The organism is Candidatus Pantoea edessiphila (assembly GCF_002933345.1).
In the GTDB taxonomy this organism is placed as follows: Bacteria; Pseudomonadota; Gammaproteobacteria; order Enterobacterales; family Enterobacteriaceae; genus Pantoea_C.
In genome coordinates this window covers 1-3,279 of record NZ_PDKR01000007.1, presented here as the reverse complement: position 1 = coordinate 3,279, position 3,279 = coordinate 1, and the positions used below count along the sequence as shown (strand labels likewise).

Here is a 3,279-nt window from a genome sequence, read left to right as displayed (position 1 = left end):
GTTCTTTAACAATCTAAAACAAGCTGAAAATATAAATATTGATACATTTTTATATTAAATGTTATTTGATTTTTATATACTCTCAACACTTACAATCTAGAAATGCTTGTGGGTTGTAAGGTTAAGTAATTAAGCGTATACGGTGGATGCCTTGGCAATCAGAGGCGATGAAGGACGTGCAAATCTGCGAAAAGCGTCGGTAAGGTGATATGAACCGCTATAACCGACGATATCCGAATGGGGAAACCCGATACAATTTAATTCTGTATCATCATTAAGTGAATACATAGCTTAATGAAGCAAACCGGGAGAATTGAAACATCTAAGTAACCCGAGGAAAAGAAATCAACCGAGATTCCCTTAGTAGTGGCGAGCGAACAGGGAACAGCCCAGAGCTTAAAATGAATTTATATATTAATAGAATGATCTGGAAAGATCAACGATACAGGGTGATAGTCCCGTATATAAAAATATGTAGATTTATATGCTCAATTGAGTAGGACGAGACACGTGATATCTTGTTTGAAGATGGGGGGACCATCCTCCAAGGCTAAATACTCCTGATTGACCGATAGTGAACTAGTACCGTGAGGGAAAGGCGAAAAGTACCCCGGTGAGGGGGGTGAAATAGAACCTGAAACCGTATACGTACAAGCAGTGGAAGCATTTTTTTAAAATGTGACTGCGTACCTTTTGTATAATGGGTCAGCGACTTATATTCTGTAGCAAGGTTAACTTAATAAGGGAGCCGTAGGGAAACCGAGTCTTAACTGGGCGCTTTAAGTTGCAGGATATAGACCCGAAACCCGGTGATCTAACTATGAGCAGGTTGAAGGTTAGGTAACACTAATTGGAGGACCGAACCGACTAATGTTGAAAAATTAGCGGATGACTTGTGGTTAGGGGTGAAAGGCCAATCAAACCGGGAGATAGCTGGTTCTCCTCGAAAGCTATTTAGGTAGCGCCTCGTGAATTAATCTCCGGGGGTAGAGCACTGTTTCGGTTAAGGGGCTGTCCAAGCTTACTAATCCGATGCAAACTACGAATACCGGTGAATTTTATTACGGGAGACACACGGCGGGTGCTAACGTTCGTCGTGGAAAGGGAAACAACCCAGACCGCCAGCTAAGGTCCCTAAATTATGATTAAGTGGAAAACGATGTGGGAAGGCTTAAACAGCCAGGATGTTGGCTTAGAAGCAGCCATCATTTAAAGAAAGCGTAATAGCTCACTGGTCGAGTCGGCCTGCGCGGAAGATTTAACGGGGCTAAATCATATACCGAAGCTGCGGCAATAATGTTTTTTGTTATTGGGTAGAGGAGCGTTCTGTAAGCCGTTGAAGATATATTGTAAAATATGTTGGAGGTATCAGAAGTGCGAATGCTGACATGAGTAACGATAAAGTAGGTGAAAAACCTACTCGCCGAAAGACTAAAGGTTCCTGTCTGACGTTAATCGGGGCAGGGTAAGTCGACACCTAAGGTGAGGCCGAAAGGCGTAATCGATGGAAAACAGGTTAATATTCCTGTACTTAGGATTACTGTGAAGGGGGGACGGAGCAAGCTATATCATCCGGGCGACGGTTGTCCCGGTTTAAGCGTGTAGATGGATATATTAGGCAAATCCGGTGTATCTTAACATTAAGGCGTGATAACTAAGTGTTTTAAAATACTGAAGTGATAAATGCTATACTTCCAAGAAAAGCCTCTAAACATCAGGTAATACTAAATCGTACTATAAACCGACACAGGTGGTCAGGTAGAGAATACTAAGGCGTTGAGAGAACTCGGGTGAAGGAACTAGGCAAAATGGTGCCGTAACTTAGGGAGAAGGCACGCTGACATACAGGTAAAGAGATTTACTCTTGGAGCTTGAGTCAGTCGAAGATACCAGCTAGCTGCAACTGTTTATTAAAAACACAGCACTGTGCAAACACGAAAGTGGACGTATACGGTGTGACGCCTGCCCGGTGCCGGAAGGTTAATTGATGGGGTTATCTGAAAAGAAAAGCTCTTGATCGAAGCCCCGGTAAACGGCGGCCGTAACTATAACGGTCCTAAGGTAGCGAAATTCCTTGTCGGGTAAGTTCCGACCTGCACGAATGGCGTAATGATGGCTAGGCTGTCTCCACCCGAGACTCAGTGAAATTGAATTTGCTGTGAAGATGCAGTATACCCGCGGCAAGACGGAAAGACCCCGTGAACCTTTACTATAGCTTGACACTGAATATTGAATATTGATGTGTAGGATAGGTGGGAGGCTACGAAGTGTAAGCGCTAGTTTGCATGGAGCCAACGTTGAAATACCACCCTTGAATGTTTAATATTCTAACGTAATCCCGTTATCCGGGATGCAGACAGTGTCTGGTGGGTAGTTTGACTGGGGCGGTCTCCTCCCAAAGAGTAACGGAGGAGCACAAAGGTCAGCTAATCACGGTCGGAAATCGTGAGCTTAGTGCAATGATATAAGCTGGCTTAACTGCGAGAATGACAATTCGAGCAGATGCGAAAGCAGGTCATAGTGATCCGGTGGTTCTGTATGGAAGGGCCATCGCTCAACGAATAAAAGGTACTCCGGGGATAACAGGCTAATACCGCCCAAGAGTTCATATCGACGGCGGTGTTTGGCACCTCGATGTCGGCTCATCACATCCTGGGGCTGAAGTGGGTCCCAAGGGTACGGCTGTTCGCCGTTTAAAGTGGTACGCGAGCTGGGTTTAGAACGTCGTGAGACAGTTCGGTCCCTATCTGCCGTGGGCGTTGGAGAATTGAGGGAGGTTGCTCCTAGTACGAGAGGACCGGAGTGAACGCACCTCTGGTATTCGGGTTGTCATGCCAATGGCATTGCCCGGTAGCTAAGTGCGGAAAAGATAAGAGCTGAAAGCATCTAAGCACGAAACTTGTCCCAAGATTAGTTCTCACTGATTTTTTTATTAAAAAATCCTAAAGGGACGTTGAAGACTACGACGTTGATAGGCCGGATGTGTAAGCATAGTGATATGTTGAGCTAACCGGTACTAATGACCCGTGAGACTTAACCTTACAACACCAGAGGCATTTTGAAAATATAATAAAACGTAAATTTGATTTTTAGCTTGTTGATTAGATTATTTTTGATGTATTTTAGAATTATAAATATGTTTTGCCTGACGACTATAACGCGATAGTACCACCTGAAACCATGTCGAACTCAGAAGTGAAATGTCGTAGTGCCAATGGTAGTGTGGAGTTTCTCCATGTGAGAGTAGGAAATCGCCAGGCAGGATTCCTTAATTAAATA

Annotated in this window: 2 rRNA genes; both read left to right on the top strand. The window is 44.2% G+C overall.

What is annotated here, in order from left to right:
• Positions 1–119: 119 nt before the first annotated feature.
• Positions 120–3,041 (top strand): 23S ribosomal RNA (locus CRV09_RS03620).
• Between the two features lie 103 nt (positions 3,042–3,144).
• Positions 3,145–3,260 (top strand): 5S ribosomal RNA (gene rrf / locus CRV09_RS03615).
• Positions 3,261–3,279: the final 19 nt, after the last annotated feature.